Origin of the sequence: Janthinobacterium darwini (genome assembly GCF_051380905.1) — a bacterium.
In the GTDB taxonomy this organism is placed as follows: Bacteria; Pseudomonadota; Gammaproteobacteria; order Burkholderiales; family Burkholderiaceae_D; genus Janthinobacterium.
The window spans coordinates 176,821-191,188 of the sequence record NZ_JBNYXX010000006.1 but is presented as its reverse complement, the minus strand read 5'-3'; the positions used below and the strand labels follow the sequence as shown (position 1 = coordinate 191,188).

Genomic DNA, 14,368 nt, shown 5'->3' with positions numbered 1-14,368 from the left:
ATCCAATGATACCGAAAATGGCCGCCCTGAACAGGCGGCCATTTTTCGTCACGGTTCTTCGAGCTCGACGGTGACCATATTGTCGTCCGGCTTGCGGTCGATCAGCTTGTTGTCGGGATCGATGCCCGCCTTGCCGGGCCGGCTGCTGACGATTACGGTATAGCTCGCTTCACGGGCCGTCATGCGCAGGCGTTCGCGCAGCAGCGGATAGCCATTCGCATCGTCGACGCCGATCTCGATCCAGTCGTGCAGGGGGGCGTCGTGTTCCTCTCCTTGTTCGCCGGCCGTCAATTTGCTGGCCTGCACCTTGAGGGTGACTGCATACTTGCCATCGCTGCGTTTGATGGCCGTGGCCGACAGGGCGCGGTTGTCAAACAGCACGATTTTCTCGAACAGATCGTCGATCAGGTAAGCCTGCTCGGGTGGCGTGACCTTGCGCAAGCCGTCGATCAGCGCCGTCACGCTTGCATACGGCGGCCCCTTCTGGCCGTAAGTCTTCAGCAGCTCGCGCAGCACGCCGTTGACCTTGTCTTCGCCGATGATGTCCTGCAGCAAATACATGGCCAGGCTGCCCTTGTTGTAATGGATGTAGGTCTGGTTTTCATTCTCGGCCAGCGGCAGTTCCTTCTTGCGTTCTTCGCTGCGCCCCATCAGATATTGATTCAGGTCATAGCGCAGGAAGCGGCGCATCTTTGCCGGCCCCGTGGTTTTTTTCATGACCATCAGGGCCGAATACTCGGCCAGTGTTTCGCTGAGCACGGTGGCGCCGCGCGTGTTGCCGCCCACCAATTGATGCGCCCACCACTGGTGCGCCACTTCATGCGCCGTGACGTAGAACGGATAGTCGAGGTCTTTCGGATTCTTGTCGTCTACCTTGGCGATGAAGCCCAGGCCTTCCGAGTACGGAATCGTGTTCGGGAACGATTGCGCAAACGTGGCGTAGCGGGGGAATTCGACGATGCGCAGGACCTTGTGCTGGTAGGGACCAAAGTTTTTCGTGTAGTACTCAAGCGCTTCCTTGCTGCCACGCACGAAACGATCGAGGTTGTATTCATGGCCAGGATGGTAATACACGTCGATGGCCACATCCTGCCAGCGCTCATGCCTGACGGCGTAGCGGGCCGACTGGAACGCGTAGAAATTCAGGATCGGCTGGTCCATTGTGTAATGGAAGTAATGGCGGCCCTTGGCGATCCAGTCGTTGTCCAGCATGCCCGGCGCAATGGCCGTCTGGCCGTCGACGGTGCTGACGGTGGCGTCAAAGTTGATGCGGTCGGCGTCAATGCTGACGTAATTGTCTGCCAGTCCCCGTGCATCGTCGCGCGGCAAGGCCCGTTCGCGCGCCGGCAAGCCGTGTTTCTTGCGGTCGCGCGGGTCCGTCAATTCAAGCTGCGGCTGGTAGCCGATGTGCGGGAGTACGGCATTCGTGAAGAAGGTGCCGTTGGCCACCACGGGCGTGTCCTGGCCCAGGCCGAAGATGCCGCGCGGCGCATAGGAAATGTCGAAATCGAGGCCCAGGCTGGCGCCCGGCGCCAGCGGCGCGGCCAGGCGGTAGCTGTAAAAGCCCAGCTTGCTGTCATCGAGGCCGGGATGTACGCGCGCATCAAAACGCAGCCGCATGGTGGAAGTGGGGTCTTGCTGCACAAAAATGTGGCTGATCGGCAAGCTGGTCTTGTTTTGCAGCATATAGCGGCCCGTGACGGCCAGGCTGCGCTGCGCCGGGTAGATGGCCACGTCGAGTTTCACGTCGGTGATTCTCGGCTGCGGCGTGGCGGCAAACTTGCGGTACTGGCGCTCGGCACTGGCGCGGTCCGCATCGCGGGAAAATTCGGATTTGTAATCGTTGGCCACGTGGAAGACGTAGAACAGCACGCCGCCTGCGCCGACGAAAATCAGGGCGCCACCGGCAAAGCTGGCCAGAACGCCCTGCGTCAGGCCGTGGCGCGCCAGGCGCAGCCGGATGCGCCAGCTATCGTGCGCGCCGCGAGGCCAGAACAGCAGCGACAGCACCGCCAGCATGACGGCCGCGCCGCTCCAGTACAGCAAGTACCAGCGCTCGCGCAACACATAGTGGCCGGCGCCGTTCATGGCCGAATACACGAAATCCGGTGTGCTGCCGTACAGCAGCAGCGGGTCGCCCAGGCCCAGCGAGGCAAAGCTGATGCTGGCGATGTGGTACAGAATCATGGCGAAATACGCCAGATACTTGTGATTGATCACCACTTGCAAAAAGATGGCCAGCACGGCGATCAGAGCGTAGTAGGGCAAGTGCGACAGGAACAGCGATTCCAGGTACAGGCCGGGATCGAGGCGGTAATAGCCCTTGAAGACCTGGATCGACATGCCGCACAGCATGATGACCAGGCTCAACAGTGCTTGCAGGCCGATCAGGGCGAACAGCTTTGACAGCAGCGGCAGCCAGTTCGGCACGGGCAGGGCGTCGAGCATCAGGTGGATGCTGGTCTCGCGTTCGCGCCACACCAGCTCTCCCGCGTAGAAGGTGGTAATGATCAGCATGAACAGGGCGAACGAGGCGCTGACCATTTCCAGCACTTTTTCCGTCACCGGATAGGTATTCGTGCCGTAGATGGAACCCATGTCGAGCGCGCCGCCATACATGGTCAGCACGCCGGCCAGCACGATGACGACAAAATAAATGTTCTTGATGGTTTCGCGCAGGTTCAGCCAGCTCATCTTGACGAGCAAGGCGGCCAGGTTGCGCTGCGCGAAGTCCGGCGCTTCCTGCGTGGACAGCGAGGCGTTCGACAGGCGCAGCGGCACGTCGCCATCGCTGCGGCGCTTGCTGGCGCCCGCGTCCGTCGTGGCGTGGAACTGGAAGCGCCAATAGCCGAGCAGCAAGGCCACCAGGGCGAAGCCGGACCAGATGGCGCGGTTCAGCAAATACACGCCCTCCAAGGTCACCAGGCGCGTGTTGCGCTCCGCGTTCGGCCAGTATTCCGTCAGGCGTATCAGCGCCGTGGTGCCGAAGGGGTCGATCAGGGCGGCCAGGGTCTTGTAGTCGAGGTCGCGCGCCAGCGAGGGCGCCACCAGATAGCCGATCAGCATCACCACCGAGCTGATGTACACAGGCAGCATGCGCCGCGTCAGGGCGGCGATGACGAAGAAGATGGCGCCGAAGATGAACAGGTTGGGCAGCAGGGTAAACACGTAGGGCATCAGGTAGGCCAGCGCGCGCTGCGCCCCCAGGCGCTCCGGGTCGATGCCGGGCAGCCAGGCGCCGAGCCAGGCGCCGATGACGATGCTGGAAAACACCACGGCCAGTACCAGGTAGGCGCCGAGGAAACGGCCAAATACATACTGATATTTTTTGATCGGCGCGCTGAAGAAGAAATGCTGCATGCCGTATTCGAAATCCTGCTGTACCGAGCGGCCCATCATGGCGGCCACCACCACAGCGCCGAAGCAGCCCAGCAGGCTGCACGTGAACGCCAGCGAGCGGGGCGCGTTGATCAGGAACTTGCCGCCAAAACTGATGCTCGCTTCCTTGAAGACGCCGCCGGCGGCAGCCATCCACAGCATGGCCAGGGCCAGGAACATGGCGAAATACACCCAGGTGGACAGCAGCTTGAGCCGCTGTCGCGCTTCAAAGCGGGCGATGGCAAACATGGCAGCCCCCTCAGTCGCACTGCGGGGCGACGCGGTGGCGCCCTGCAATGGTGGCGAAATACAGGTCTTCCAGGTCGCCGATGGCTTCCTCGAAGCCGTCGCCCGGGTCGTCGTCGCTGTAGACGTGGATCAGGGTGCGGCCTGATAGCAATCGCGTGGAAATGACGGCGTGGCGCTGCTGGAAGCTGGCCAGTTCTTTCTTTTCGACAAAGCGTGCCCAGATCTTGCAGCTGACTTCATCGATGAGTTCCTGGGTCTTGCCGCACAGCAGCAAATGGCCCTTGTTGATGATGGCCATGTTGGCGCACAGGTCGGCCACGTCGGACACGATGTGGGTCGACAGGATCACCGTCTTGTCTTCGCCGATGTCGGACAATAAATTGTGGAAGCGCACGCGTTCCTGCGGGTCGAGGCCAGCCGTCGGCTCGTCGACGATGATCAGTTTCGGGTCGCCCAGCAGGGCCTGGGCGATGCCGAAGCGCTGGCGCATGCCGCCGGAAAAGCTGCCCAGGCGCTGGTGGCGCACGTCGAACAGATTGGTTTGCTGCAACAGGCCATCGACGACCTCGCGCCGGCGCGCCTTTTGCGACAGCCCTTTTAACATGGCGAAGTGGTCGAGCAATTCGTAAGCCGTCACTTTCGGGTACAGGCCGAAGTCTTGCGGCAGGTAGCCCAGCATGCGGCGGATCTCGTCCTTGTCGTCGAGCACGTCGTAGTCGCCGAAGAAGATGGAGCCGGAATCGCATTCCTGCAGTGTGGCCAGGGTGCGCATCAGGGTCGACTTGCCGGCGCCATTCGGGCCCAGCAAGCCAAACATCCCGGGCGGTATTGTCAGCGATACGTTATCCAGCGCCACCACGCCATTCGCGTAGGTCTTCGACAATTTGCGAATCTGCAATTCCATACAACTCCTAACTCATGCGTTGCAGCCCGATGGTGCAGGGCTTCTCTATGCTGGCATTGTATTGAATTTAAGACGTACTGGGCAGTTGCATGCGATACACGGCATTTTCGCGTGCCCAGAGTGCGGATGGGCGGGGTGGATGGCGCGCCATATCGGGGACTGTTGTACCCCGCTGGCGCGCCGCGTGACTATCAATTACGGAAGAGGACCGATTCGCGGTTAAACCACCAGCGGCACAGCATCAAGAGGGCGCCTGCGATCACCGTGGTCGAAGCCAGGATCACGCCGAACATGCGGTAATCCATGGTGCCTTTCACCAGTTCCTTCATGGCCAGAGACACGTTCGTCAGCGGCACCATGGCCCAGATCCAGTTCAGCTCCACGCCGGGCAGCATGGCCGCTACCGTGGGCAGGATGACGAACAGCATCAGCGGCGTGATCATGCCGGCCGCCTCCTTGTAGCTTTTTGCGTAGATCGAGATCGACAGCAGCAGCGAGGCGAAGATGGCGGCCGTCGGGACCAGCATCAGGGTCACCATGGCCAGGTCGGGCAAGCCGATGCTGCGCACCATGACGGCCATGTGGCCCTCGAGCGAGCTGCCGAAGATGGCCAGCAGGGCGCCCATGCTGCCGACCATCAGCACGGCGGACGTCATGCCGACGGTAAATAGCACGAGGAACTTGGCCAATACGATGGCGCTGCGCGGCACGGGCGCCAGCAGCAGGGTTTCCAGGGTGCCCCGCTCCTTTTCGCCGGCGCCCAGGTCGATGGCCGGATACATGGCCGCCGTCAGGCACACCATCAGCAGCAGATAGGGCAGCAGGCCGCCGATGACGGCGCCCATCTGCTCGCGCTCGTTGGCAGTCGATTGCTTGTCGAGCACGATGGGGTGCAGGGCGAAGGCCAACTGGGCCGGACTCAGGTTCAGGGCCGACAGCGCCCCCTCGCGCAGACTGGCGTTGTAGGTGTCTACGATTTCGCGCACCCTTTGCTGGGTCACGTCGACCGTGCTGGCGCTGTTGTAATGCAGGGTCACCTTGGCTTGCTGTTGTTGCTGCAGCGCTTCTTCAAAGTGGGGTGGGATGACGACGGCAAACTTGATGGTGTCGTCGCCGATGGCGCGGCGGATGTCCCCCTCGTTGGCCAGCGGCACTTCGCGCAGGTTGTTCTGTTGGGCAAAACGCGCGCTCAGGCCCGGCGAATGGTCCTTGCCGAACAAGCTGTAGCGCATTTCCGCCGTCTTGGCGTTCTTGAACATATTGTTCGAGACGTAGGCGAAGCCGCCAAAGATCAGCGGCATGGCAAAGATGGGGATGAGGATGGTGAAAATCAGCGTCTTGCGGTCGCGCGTGAGCTCCAGCAACTCTTTCAGATAAATGGTCCACATGGCTCAGGCTCCCTGGTTGATGACGCTGACAAAGGCGTCGTACAGATCGGTACTGCCGCCCAGGTGGCGCAGTTCCTTGACTGTGCCATTGAAAGCGGTGGTGCCGCGGTTGATGATGCAGACGCGGTCGCACAGCTTTTCCACCTCGTGCAGGTGGTGCGTGGAAAAGATCAGTGGCACGCGCAGCGCCTTGTAACTGGCGATGAAGTCGAGCAGGATCTTGGCCGACATCACATCGAGGCCTGTCGTCGGCTCATCGAGGATCACCACCTGCGGCTCGTGCACGACGGTGCGGGCGATCGCGCACTTCTGTTTCATGCCCGTCGACAACTGATCGGCCCGCTTGCCGCCGTATTCCTCCATTTGCAGCAGGGAAAACAGCTCATCGCAGCGGCGTTTCAGCTTGTCGGCCGGCATGCCATGCAAGCGGCCAAAGTACTCGACGTTTTCGCGCGCCGTCAGGCGGCCATACAAGCCCGTCGAACCGGAGAGGAAACCGATGCTCTGGCGCGCCACCAGCGGCTGGCGCAGCACATCGACGCCGTTGACGAGGGCGCTGCCGGCGTCCGCCTGCAGGGCCGTCGACAGCAGGCGCAAGGTGGTGGTCTTGCCGGCGCCGTTCGGACCCAGCAGGCCCAGCACCTCGCCCGGGGCGCAGCTGAAACTGACGTCGCGCACGGCGTGAAACCAGCCATCATGTTCGCGCGGATCGCTGACGTGCACGCCCTTGCCCTTGTGGGGCGGCATGCGGAAACGTTTTGCCAGGTGTTTGACCTCAATCATGTATTTCATCCATTCAAAGGTGAAGAACGAGAGTAGCATGCAAAAAATGTAACTTGCAAGATGGAAATATCGTTTGGTCTATTGAAAAAAACAGCATCTTCATGCAAGCTGGCCCGGTAGGCGCCGGCGGACGGCGCGGGAGAGCGCAATGCAAACGATCGATCAGGCAATGCAGGACAAGGTACTGGCCGTGGCGCGTGCCGGCATGACCAGTGCCGAAGCCATCGGTTTCTTCCGCGTCAGCCTGGGCTTGTACTACCTGGCCGGCCTGATGACGGAAGAAACGCTCGACTTCAAGCAGATCGACGCAAGGTACAACCGCTTTATTTATCACTCGATAGGTGGCGGGCACAGCATCGCCAGCGTGCTGCAATTCATGAGCGGCGAGAAAGTCTTGCGCGTGCTGCAGTCGGAGCGCTTTCTCGCCGCGTTTGCCGCGCACTGCCCGGATATTCCCGTCGACAGCATTTCCTTCCTGGTTTCACTGAACCTGGGCGTGGCGAAAAGCCTGTCCGGCCTGGACGCCGTCGGCCCCGTGGTCGATTGGATCGAGCGGGAAAAAGCGCGCACAAGTCAATAAAGCCCCGTTCACCCTGCGCGCGGCGTGGGTACGGCTGGCCCTGATCGTCCTATAATCCATGTTTTCCCTTACATGAATAGCCACGATGACCGCGAACCGCCATTTTGACCCCCTGGATCGTTTGATTGTTGGCGCCGACAAGGCCCTGCGCGTCATCGCGGGCGTGGCTTCGGCCTCGCGCCCCACGCCGGCCGCGCACGCGCCCGATGCGGAGCTGAGCGCGGCCGAGCAGCGCCACAGCGCCGGCTTGATGCGCGTCAATCACGTGGGCGAAGTATGCGCGCAAGCCCTGTACAACTCGCAGGCGCGCTTTGCGCACAGCCCGGCCATCCGCGCCCAGTTCGATGAGGCGGGACGCGAAGAGGAAGACCACCTGGCCTGGACGGCGCAGCGTTTGACGGAGCTGGGCTCGCGTTTGAGTCTGCTCAATCCTCTGTGGTATGCAGGTTCCTTTGCGTTGGGCACCATCGCCGCGCGCATGGGCGACGGCCGCAGCCTGGGTTTTGTGGTGGAAACAGAGCGACAGGTGGAAGCGCACCTGGCCAGCCATTTGCAGGAATTGCCGCCGCAGGACGCCAAGTCGCGCGCCATCGTCAAGCAGATGGCGATGGACGAAGTGGAACACGGCGCCGCCGCCCAGCGCCTGGGCGCCATCGATACCCCGGCGCCCGTGAAGGCGCTGATGGGCATCATGGGTAAAGTGATGACAAAAACGGCTTACTATATTTAGGCGCAGAAAATAGCCGATTACGCGCTGGCGCGCTAATCCGACCTACCCGACCTACTCTTCGATGATTTCGAACGAGTGCGTAATTTCCGCCGTCTTGGCCAGCATGATCGACGCCGAGCAATATTTTTCGTGTGACAACGAAACGGCCCGTTCCACGGCCGCCGGTTTCAGGGCCTTGCCCCGCACGGTGAAATGGAAGTGGATCTTGGTAAATACTTTCGGATCGGTGTCGGCGCGCTCGGCCTTCAGGGTCACTTCGCAGCCACTGACGGCTTCGCGCCCCCGTTTCAGGATCAGCACCACGTCATAGGCGGTGCAGCCGCCCGTGCCCAGCAAGACCATTTCCATGGGGCGTGGCGCCAGGTTGTGGCCGCCGCCATCGGGTGCGCCATCCATGGTCACCATGTGGCCGGAACCGGTTTCTGCCCGAAAACTCATGCCCGACGGGCCGTTCCAGCTGACTTTGCATTCCATCGTACTCTCCGAAAATTGTAAGCGTTTTGTATTGTAATAGAGGAATGCCTGTCCATGTGCCGCCCGCCAGCCCGCAGCCGGTCTGCATCGTGGCTTGACGCGGCAAGACAAAGCCGCTTATACTTGTCGGCTTTCCGTTCGCTCAGGAAAAGTAAATAAGGCAGAGTCCGCATAGCAACATCGGCGGAACCACCATTTGAGCGTGTAATCTATTAGGAAGTCAACATGAAAACATTTTCCGCTAAAGGACATGAAGTCCAGCGCGATTGGTTCGTGGTTGACGCGACGGACAAAGTCCTCGGACGTGTTGCCAGCGAAGTGGCACTCCGACTGCGCGGCAAACACAAACCAGAATTTACTCCTCACGTCGATACCGGCGACTTTATCGTCGTCATCAACGCAGGCAAACTGCGTGTGACCGGTACCAAAGCTACTGAGAAAATTTACTACCGTCACTCTGGCTATCCAGGCGGCATCTACGAAACCAACTTCCAGAAAATGCAACAGCGTTTTCCAGGTCGCGCGCTTGAGAAAGCGGTCAAGGGCATGTTGCCTAAAGGCCCACTCGGCTACGCAATGATCAAGAAGCTGAAAGTGTACGCGGAAGGTTCCCATCCGCACGCTGCTCAGCAACCTAAAGCACTTGTTCTCTAAGGAACTGACATGATCGGTAATTACAATTATGGAACCGGCCGTCGCAAAAGTGCAGTGGCTCGGGTTTTTATCAAAGTTGGCACAGGCTTGATCGTTGTTAACGGCAAACCAGCAAACGAATACTTTTCGCGCGAAACGGGTCTGATGGTCATCCGTCAACCACTGGAACTGACCGGCAATGTCGAGCGTTTCGACATCAAAGTCAACGTCCATGGCGGCGGTGAGTCGGGCCAGGCTGGTGCAGTTCGTCACGGCATCACCCGCGCTCTGATCGACTACGATGCAGCGTTGAAACCGGAACTGGCTAAAGCCGGCTTCGTTACCCGCGATGCACGTGAAGTCGAGCGTAAAAAAGTTGGTCTGCGCAAAGCACGTCGCGCAAAGCAATTCTCGAAGCGTTAATTCTTACGCTACAGCACCTTCGGGTGCTGGTCGAAAAGCCGCTGGACTTTGGTCTCGCGGCTTTTTTGCATTTCAGCGGGATGCGCCGTTGCGCTGTAAAATACGCGGAAAACCCGCTGGGGTAGCATTTCCCCTCATCTTTATGCAATCTATACACAAGGAAAGAACATGATCAAAGTTGGCATCGTCGGCGGCACTGGATACACGGGCGTGGAATTGCTGCGCTTGCTGGCAACCCATCCAGATGTCGAGTTGACGGCGATTACCTCGCGCAAGGAAGATGGCTTGCCCGTTGCTGACATGTATCCTTCCCTGCGTGGCCACGTGAGCCTGGCGTTCACTTCGCCAGACAAAGCCAACCTGGAACAGTGCGACGTGGTTTTCTTTGCCACCCCGCATGGTGTTGCCATGGCGCAAGCGCCAGCCCTGCTGGCCGCCGGTGTGAAAGTCATCGACCTGGCGGCTGATTTCCGCCTGAAAGACCAGGCCAAGTTCGAGCAATGGTACAAGATTGCCCACACTGCGCCCGAGCTGATCGAGCAAGCCGTGTACGGCTTGCCGGAACTGAACCGCGAAGATATTAAAAAAGCCAGCCTGATCGCCAATCCTGGTTGCTACCCGACCACCATGCAGCTGGGCTTTTACCCCTTGCTCAAGGCGGGCCTGGTCAACGCGGGCGGCTTGATCGCCGACTGCAAGTCGGGCGTGTCGGGTGCCGGCCGCAAGGCGGAAATCGGCATCCTGTTCTCGGAAAGCAGCGACAGCTTCAAAGCATACGGCGTGGCCGGCCACCGCCACCTGCCGGAAACGGCGGCGCAATTGCAGCGTTTCACGGATGAGAAAGTGGGGCTGACCTTTACACCGCACCTGGTGCCGATGATACGCGGCATGCATTCGACCCTGTACGCGCAGCTGAACAAGGACGTCAGCAATGAAGCATTGCAAGCCTTGTTCGAAGAGCAATACAAGGATGAGCCTTTCGTCGACGTGATGCCATTCGGCTCGCACCCGGAAACCCGCTCCACGCGCGGCTCGAACATGCTGCGCCTGGCCTTGCACCGTCCTGAAGGCGGCAATACCGTCATCGTGCTGGTGGTGCAAGATAATCTGGTCAAGGGCGCGTCGGGCCAGGCTGTGCAATGCATGAACTTGATGTTTGGCCTGAAAGAGACGGCCGGTTTGCAACATATCGCCGTGATGCCTTAAATATAGGCACTAGCGTTTGCGGAGGTCCGGCGTCTTTTTGCCGGACCTGTGATAAATTGGGCTGCCACGTACACCGGATAGGATGACGTTCATGTTCGAGCGCAACGCGAAAAACCCCATCGATACCCTGATCGGCGCCTCCACGCGGATCGAGGGTGACTTGCTGTTTTGCGGCGGCCTGCGCATCGATGGTCAGGTGCGCGGCAATGTCACGGGCGAGCCGGGCGAGTCCACGTATGTGGTGCTGGGCGAGGCGGGGCGCATCGATGGCGAAGTGCGCTGCTCCAGCCTGGTCGTCAGCGGCGAGATCAACGGCCCCGTGTACGTGTCCGAAATGCTTGAAATCCAGCCGAAAGCCCGCATTGTAGGAGAGGTCTATTACAAGGTGCTGGAAATGCACAGCGGCGCCCTGGTGCAAGGCAGGCTGAGTCGCCACGACAGCGCCGACCCCGTGCTGCACCTGGCCGTGTCGGAAATGTGAGCAAGAACAACACCGTCCAGCCGCCTCAGTGGCTGTCGCAGCGCGAGTTGCGGCAACAGTCTATAATGAGTTAATGTTTTCTAGTAGGAGTGTCCAATATGAATGCCGTCGCTGAAATGCAAGATGTGATCCCTTCACCCATTATCTTTACCGATAGCGCCGCTGAAAAAGTCGCGCAGTTGATCGAAGAAGAAGGTAATCCCGACCTGAAATTGCGCGTTTTCGTGCAGGGTGGCGGCTGTTCCGGCTTCCAGTACGGTTTCACCTTCGACGAAATCGTCAATGAAGATGACACCACCATGGTCAAGAACGGCGTCCAGCTGTTGATCGACTCCATGAGCTACCAGTACCTGGTCGGCGCGGAAATCGATTACAAGGATGACCTGGAGGGTGCGCAGTTCGTGATTAAAAACCCAACGGCTACTTCTACCTGCGGTTGCGGCTCGTCCTTCTCCGTTTAAGTATTAGGCGGAGCAAGCAAGAAAATAGCGGATCGTTGATCCGCTATTTGTGTTTCTACGCATGATCAACGGGGATACAGCGCACCCAGTACTCGCAAACCCTGCGCGCCCGTCACGGCCGGCAAGTTGCCAGGCTTGCGTTGTGTAAAACGCCAGGCCAGCCAGGCAAAGGCCAGCGCCTCGACCTGGCTGGGCGCCACGCCCAGCGCTTCCGTCGATGCCACCGCCATGCCCGGCAATTCAGCGGCCAGGGCAGCCATCAGGCTGGCGTTCTGCGCGCCGCCGCCACATACATACACGTTTTCCGCCTGCGCCCCGTCGCGCGCGATGGCTTGCGCCAGGCTGGCGGCCGTCAGCTGCGTCAGGGTCGCTTGCACGTCGGCCGGCCGGGCAGCTGGATGCCTGACCAGCTTGCCTTGTAGCCAGTCGGCATGGAACAGGTCGCGCCCCGTGCTTTTTGGCGCCGGCAAGTCAAAATACGGTTCATTAAGCAATTCTGCCAGCAGGGCGGGGATGACCTGGCCTGTAGCGGCCCAGGCGCCGTTGGCGTCGTACGGTTGGCCCTGGTGCTGCAAGACCCAGCCATCCATCAGCGCATTGCCCGGGCCTGTGTCGTAGCCCGTCACCGTGCCATCCGCATGCAGCACGCTGATATTGCTGATGCCGCCGATATTGGCCAGCACGCGCGTGTGGCCGGGAAGATTGAAAATGGCTTGATGGAAGGCTGGTACCAGCGGCGCGCCCTGGCCGCCGGCAGCCACGTCGCGGCTGCGCAAGTCGGCAATGACATCGATGCCCGTCAGTTCGGCCAGCAGAGCCGGGTTGTTCAGCTGGCGCGTAAAACCCAGTTCGGGGCGGTGGCGGATGGTCTGGCCATGCGCGCCGATGGCGGTGATGGCGTCCGGGGCAATGCCGGCGTTGCTCAATAGCATGGCGACGCAGTCGGCGTAATGGCGCACCAGTTGATTGGCCGCCAGCGCTTCGCGTTCGATTTCATTCTGGCCCGCACTTTGCAGGGCCATCAGGTCGGCGCGTAGGCTGGCGGGAAAGGCAATATAGCTGTCGCCAAGGCTGCGCACGCCGCCATCATCGGAAAAATCGACCAGCGCGCCGTCGACGCCATCGAGGCTGGTGCCCGACATTAAACCGATATACAGCATGGGTGTTTCCTCGCGTGCGTAAGTGATGAGGTGCATTGTGCCGCATTTGTGCCGTACGCAAAAGCGCGGGGGAAAAAACAAAGGCACCGGCCATCTGCATGGGCGGTGCCTTTGTGTATTGCCCGAAGGCAGTGTCGCAGTGTTGCTTAGCGCGACGCCAGTGCCGTGTCGTTCGGACGCAGCAGGGTGAAGCGGTGCATCATGTCAGCGGAGACCATGCGGAAGCGGCTCAGCTCGGCGGCCGTCAGCGGCGCCTGGGCTTGCACGTTCAGCTTGCTTGGGTCTTGTGCCACGCCGCCGACGCGGAATTCATAGTGCAAATGGGCGCCCGTGGACCAGCCGGTGGTGCCGACATAGCCAATCACATCGCCCTGGCTTACTTTTTGACCCTTTTTCAAGCCCGAAGCGAAGCGGCTCATGTGGGCGTAGGCGGTGCTGTAGTTGGCCCAGTGTTTCAGGACAACAACATTGCCGTAGCCATTTTGGCTGCCAACGGAATCGACCACGCCGTCGCCCGAGGCGCGGATAGGCGTGCCAGTTGCTGCGGCGAAATCGATGCCCTTGTGCGCTTTCCAGTTGCCGGAAATCGGGTGCACACGCATGGAGAAGCCGGACGAGATGCGGGAAAATTCGAGGGGGGATTTCAGGAAGGCTTTTTTGAGGGACTTGCCGTCAAAACTGTAGTAGCCGCCGCCTTGCTTGCTGGCTGGGTCTTCGAACCAAACGGACTGGTAGGTCTTGCCGCGGTTGGTGAATTCACCGGCCAGGATGCGGCCCGCGCGGACAAATTCGCCATCTTGCCAGAATGTTTCGTAGACAACGTTGAACGAATCGCCTCGTTTCAGATCGGAGCGGAAGTCGATATTGGTGGAGAACATTTCCACGATTTGCGCGGAAATCGTGTCTGGCAGGCGGGTGCCGTCCAGGCTGGAATCGGTGGCGGCAAACAGAGTGGAGGTAATCTTGCGCGCGTGCATTTCAACGCGGCGTTCCAGCTGGGCTGCCACTTCCGTGGCCACGAACTTGTCGCCCTTGCGGGTGATCAGGATGTTCTTGACCGATTTGTCCGTGCCATCGACGAGAGTGGCGCGCATCCAGTTGAGGTCGCCGTTTTCGGACGTTTGCGCTTGCACGCGCTTGCCCGATTTGAGCAACATCACGCCGCGCGCAATCTTGTCGGTCTTGATGAAATTGGCGGCCGCCGAATCATTCACGCCGAGACGGGTCAGCAGGGTGGCGAGGGTATCGCCAGCGCGGACTTTTTCTTCGTGGGTGAAATTCTGGTCTACCTGTTCCATCGCGGAAATTTGCGAGGCGAGATCAGGCATTTCCAGGTTCTGGGCGATGGACGTGACCGGCAAGTCGGATGCGTCTGGCGCCATGGGCGACACAGCGACAGCGCCGAAGGCGGCGACGGCGAGCAGCACTGCGGACGCGCCGATAATGCGTGCCTTGCGTGTCGTCGTCAGCTGTGTGTACAAGCGTGAGCTTGTGATTTTATGTATAGGGTTCATGCAA

Annotated in this window: 14 protein-coding genes; 7 read left to right on the top strand and 7 right to left on the bottom strand. The window is 60.3% G+C overall.

What is annotated here, in order from left to right:
- Window positions 1-48 precede the first annotated feature (48 nt).
- The 4 genes from ACQ4WZ_RS25395 to ACQ4WZ_RS25380 form a co-directional block, all read right to left on the bottom strand.
- Window positions 49-3,627, bottom strand: a complete 3,579-nt coding sequence (locus ACQ4WZ_RS25395; protein WP_436574776.1) for an ABC transporter permease/M1 family aminopeptidase — start codon at window positions 3,625-3,627, stop codon at window positions 49-51.
- A gap of 10 nt (window positions 3,628-3,637) precedes the next feature.
- Window positions 3,638-4,531 carry an ABC transporter ATP-binding protein gene (locus ACQ4WZ_RS25390; RefSeq protein WP_133988678.1) on the bottom strand — a complete coding sequence of 298 codons (894 nt, stop codon included), beginning with the start codon at window positions 4,529-4,531 and terminating at the stop codon, window positions 3,638-3,640.
- A gap of 191 nt (window positions 4,532-4,722) precedes the next feature.
- Window positions 4,723-5,919 (bottom strand): ABC transporter permease, encoded by a 1,197-nt coding sequence (locus tag ACQ4WZ_RS25385; protein WP_436574775.1) that lies wholly within the window; start codon window positions 5,917-5,919, stop codon window positions 4,723-4,725.
- Between the two features lie 3 nt (window positions 5,920-5,922).
- Window positions 5,923-6,702, bottom strand: a complete 780-nt coding sequence (locus ACQ4WZ_RS25380) for an ABC transporter ATP-binding protein (RefSeq protein WP_101483814.1) — start codon at window positions 6,700-6,702, stop codon at window positions 5,923-5,925.
- 148 nt (window positions 6,703-6,850) lie between these two features.
- Between ACQ4WZ_RS25380 and ACQ4WZ_RS25375 the strand changes: the two genes are divergently transcribed.
- Both ACQ4WZ_RS25375 and coq7 read left to right on the top strand, forming a co-directional pair.
- Window positions 6,851-7,282, top strand: a complete 432-nt coding sequence (locus tag ACQ4WZ_RS25375; RefSeq protein WP_101483815.1) for a hypothetical protein — start codon at window positions 6,851-6,853, stop codon at window positions 7,280-7,282.
- A gap of 85 nt (window positions 7,283-7,367) precedes the next feature.
- The gene (gene coq7, locus ACQ4WZ_RS25370; protein ID WP_133988677.1) at window positions 7,368-8,012 is read left to right on the top strand and encodes a 2-polyprenyl-3-methyl-6-methoxy-1,4-benzoquinone monooxygenase; all 645 of its coding nucleotides are present in this window, start codon (window positions 7,368-7,370) and stop codon (window positions 8,010-8,012) included.
- 51 nt (window positions 8,013-8,063) lie between these two features.
- On the opposite strand, the gene ACQ4WZ_RS25365 is transcribed toward coq7, so the two are convergent.
- On the bottom strand, window positions 8,064-8,486 hold the full coding sequence (locus ACQ4WZ_RS25365; protein ID WP_436574774.1) for an OsmC family protein: 423 nt from the start codon (window positions 8,484-8,486) through the stop codon (window positions 8,064-8,066).
- A 225-nt stretch (window positions 8,487-8,711) separates the two neighbouring features.
- Between ACQ4WZ_RS25365 and rplM the strand changes: the two genes are divergently transcribed.
- From rplM to erpA, 5 genes are all read left to right on the top strand, one after another.
- Complete coding sequence (rplM, locus tag ACQ4WZ_RS25360) at window positions 8,712-9,140, top strand: 50S ribosomal protein L13 (RefSeq protein ID WP_010393282.1); 429 nt, start codon at window positions 8,712-8,714, stop codon at window positions 9,138-9,140.
- A 9-nt stretch (window positions 9,141-9,149) separates the two neighbouring features.
- Window positions 9,150-9,542 (top strand): 30S ribosomal protein S9, encoded by a 393-nt coding sequence (gene rpsI / locus ACQ4WZ_RS25355; protein WP_010393285.1) that lies wholly within the window; start codon window positions 9,150-9,152, stop codon window positions 9,540-9,542.
- 168 nt (window positions 9,543-9,710) lie between these two features.
- Window positions 9,711-10,748, top strand: a complete 1,038-nt coding sequence (argC, locus tag ACQ4WZ_RS25350; protein ID WP_101483818.1) for an N-acetyl-gamma-glutamyl-phosphate reductase — start codon at window positions 9,711-9,713, stop codon at window positions 10,746-10,748.
- Window positions 10,749-10,839: 91 nt separating this feature from the next.
- Window positions 10,840-11,229 (top strand): bactofilin family protein, encoded by a 390-nt coding sequence (locus tag ACQ4WZ_RS25345; protein ID WP_436574773.1) that lies wholly within the window; start codon window positions 10,840-10,842, stop codon window positions 11,227-11,229.
- Between the two features lie 98 nt (window positions 11,230-11,327).
- Window positions 11,328-11,690 (top strand): iron-sulfur cluster insertion protein ErpA, encoded by a 363-nt coding sequence (gene erpA / locus ACQ4WZ_RS25340; protein WP_029496047.1) that lies wholly within the window; start codon window positions 11,328-11,330, stop codon window positions 11,688-11,690.
- Window positions 11,691-11,755: 65 nt separating this feature from the next.
- Here the strand turns inward: erpA and ACQ4WZ_RS25335 are convergent, their stop codons facing one another.
- Together ACQ4WZ_RS25335 and ACQ4WZ_RS25330 are read right to left on the bottom strand one after the other, a co-directional pair.
- The gene (locus ACQ4WZ_RS25335) at window positions 11,756-12,886 is read right to left on the bottom strand and encodes an anhydro-N-acetylmuramic acid kinase (RefSeq protein WP_436574772.1); all 1,131 of its coding nucleotides are present in this window, start codon (window positions 12,884-12,886) and stop codon (window positions 11,756-11,758) included.
- A 110-nt stretch (window positions 12,887-12,996) separates the two neighbouring features.
- Window positions 12,997-14,364, bottom strand: coding sequence for a M23 family metallopeptidase (locus tag ACQ4WZ_RS25330; RefSeq protein ID WP_101483820.1), 1,368 nt, complete (start codon window positions 14,362-14,364; stop codon window positions 12,997-12,999).
- Window positions 14,365-14,368: the final 4 nt, after the last annotated feature.

What these genes read in the sequence shown, in the direction of transcription:
- coq7 (WP_133988677.1), top strand. Translation starts at nt 7,368, where the DNA reads ATGACCGCGAACCGCCATTTTGACCCCCTGGATCGTTTGATTGTTGGC.
- ACQ4WZ_RS25345 (WP_436574773.1), top strand. Translation starts at nt 10,840, where the DNA reads ATGTTCGAGCGCAACGCGAAAAACCCCATCGATACCCTGATCGGCGCC.
- ACQ4WZ_RS25390 (WP_133988678.1), bottom strand. Translation starts at nt 4,531, where the DNA reads ATGGAATTGCAGATTCGCAAATTGTCGAAGACCTACGCGAATGGCGTG.
- ACQ4WZ_RS25380 (WP_101483814.1), bottom strand. Translation starts at nt 6,702, where the DNA reads ATGATTGAGGTCAAACACCTGGCAAAACGTTTCCGCATGCCGCCCCAC.
- ACQ4WZ_RS25330 (WP_101483820.1), bottom strand. Translation starts at nt 14,364, where the DNA reads ATGAACCCTATACATAAAATCACAAGCTCACGCTTGTACACACAGCTG.
- ACQ4WZ_RS25385 (WP_436574775.1), bottom strand. Translation starts at nt 5,919, where the DNA reads ATGTGGACCATTTATCTGAAAGAGTTGCTGGAGCTCACGCGCGACCGC.
- rpsI (WP_010393285.1), top strand. Translation starts at nt 9,150, where the DNA reads ATGATCGGTAATTACAATTATGGAACCGGCCGTCGCAAAAGTGCAGTG.
- ACQ4WZ_RS25375 (WP_101483815.1), top strand. Translation starts at nt 6,851, where the DNA reads ATGCAAACGATCGATCAGGCAATGCAGGACAAGGTACTGGCCGTGGCG.
- ACQ4WZ_RS25365 (WP_436574774.1), bottom strand. Translation starts at nt 8,486, where the DNA reads ATGGAATGCAAAGTCAGCTGGAACGGCCCGTCGGGCATGAGTTTTCGG.
- ACQ4WZ_RS25395 (WP_436574776.1), bottom strand. Translation starts at nt 3,627, where the DNA reads ATGTTTGCCATCGCCCGCTTTGAAGCGCGACAGCGGCTCAAGCTGCTG.
- ACQ4WZ_RS25335 (WP_436574772.1), bottom strand. Translation starts at nt 12,886, where the DNA reads ATGCACCTCATCACTTACGCACGCGAGGAAACACCCATGCTGTATATC.
- erpA (WP_029496047.1), top strand. Translation starts at nt 11,328, where the DNA reads ATGAATGCCGTCGCTGAAATGCAAGATGTGATCCCTTCACCCATTATC.
- rplM (WP_010393282.1), top strand. Translation starts at nt 8,712, where the DNA reads ATGAAAACATTTTCCGCTAAAGGACATGAAGTCCAGCGCGATTGGTTC.
- argC (WP_101483818.1), top strand. Translation starts at nt 9,711, where the DNA reads ATGATCAAAGTTGGCATCGTCGGCGGCACTGGATACACGGGCGTGGAA.